We start from the raw sequence: 1,423 nt of genomic DNA on the forward strand, positions 1-1,423 counted from the left end.
CGCAAAGCGACAGCGGTGTTGACGATCATGACGGTAGCAATATCGGTAATCTTGCTGCTTGGCGTAGAACGTATCCGCACTCAAGCAAAAGACAGCTTTGCGAACACCATTTCCGGAACGGACCTAATTGTCGGCGGACGCTCAGGCCAAGTGAACTTACTGCTGCATTCAGTCTTTCGTATCGGTAATGCCACTAATAATATCGATTGGAAAAGCTATCAAGAATTCAGCCAGCATCGCGCGGTTGATTGGGCAATTCCCATTTCGCTCGGAGACTCTCACAAAGGCTTTCGAGTGATGGGAACCAATCATAGTTACTTTGAGCATTATAAGTACGGAAGTAAGCAACCACTTACTTTCTCGAAAGGGAAAGAGTTCAATGGATTATTTGAAACCGTACTCGGATCGGACGTCGCCAAACAATTGGGTTACCAGATAGGCAGTGAAATCATCATTGCCCATGGTATCAGCGATGTTGGCTTCAGCCGTCACGATAAACTGCCATTCAAAGTTGTTGGTATTTTAGCTCCAACTGGCACACCAGTAGATAAGACGGTTCACGTCTCGTTAGAGGCGATCGAAGCCATTCATGTCGGTTGGGAAAGTGGTGCACGCTTGGGTCCAACACCGGATGCGAAGGTATTACAAGAAAGGGATTTTCAACCAAAACAGATCACTGCCATGCTTGTGGGCTTGAAATCGCGCATTCAAACTTTTGCGTTGCAAAGGCAGATCAACAACTACCCGAAAGAGCCTCTCAGTGCAATTATGCCCGGTGTCGCGCTACACGAATTGTGGGGCATGATGTCTGTCGCAGAACAGGCCTTGATGGCGGTTTCTGGTTTTGTGGTTATCGCGGGTTTACTCGGCATGTTAAGCAGCCTACTGACCAGCTTACAAGAACGACGTCGAGAAATGGCCATTTTACGCGCTATGGGAGCGCGCCCGCGCCACGTTTTTTCTCTGCTCATTAGTGAAGCGAGTTTACTCACAGCAGCAGGTATCGTCACCGGCGTTTTGGGGCTGTATACGATACTCGCCCTACTTCAGCCCCTAATTCAACAACACTACGGTATAAATCTCACGTTAAGCACGCTTTCTGCGTACGAATGGATGCTGCTTAGCTTTGTACAATGCGCCGGTATTGTGATTGGTTTTATTCCAGCATTCCGCGCCTACAGACAGTCACTCAGTGACGGAATGACCATAAGGATCTAACGATGTGGAAAAAAGTTTTAGCCAGTTGCTTACTCGCGATTGCATTTACGACGCCGGTCATGGCGAGTGATGAGCCATTAACGCTCGACTGGATCGATCTGGTTCCTGAAGCGGAACGTAAGCTGTTCGACAGCGTGGGGATGCCCGCATCTGATCACAGTGGTGGCGCGGCGCAGCAATCAAAAATCGGTAACGTCAGACCAGA

1 protein-coding gene and 1 pseudogene are annotated in these 1,423 nt (G+C 48.9%); both read left to right on the plus strand.

The annotated features are described in order from the left end of the window. The coding region (locus R8N46_RS24725; protein WP_318189712.1) for an ABC transporter permease at positions 1 to 1,218 on the plus strand (1,218 nt) is incomplete at its 5' end. A gap of 2 nt (positions 1,219 to 1,220) precedes the next feature. Then, a pseudogene (locus R8N46_RS24730) lies at positions 1,221 to 1,423 on the plus strand (DUF3299 domain-containing protein); the annotation flags it as partial.

Source organism: Vibrio sp. 1874 (assembly GCF_033344395.1).
Lineage (GTDB): Bacteria > Pseudomonadota > Gammaproteobacteria > Enterobacterales > Vibrionaceae > Vibrio > Vibrio alginolyticus.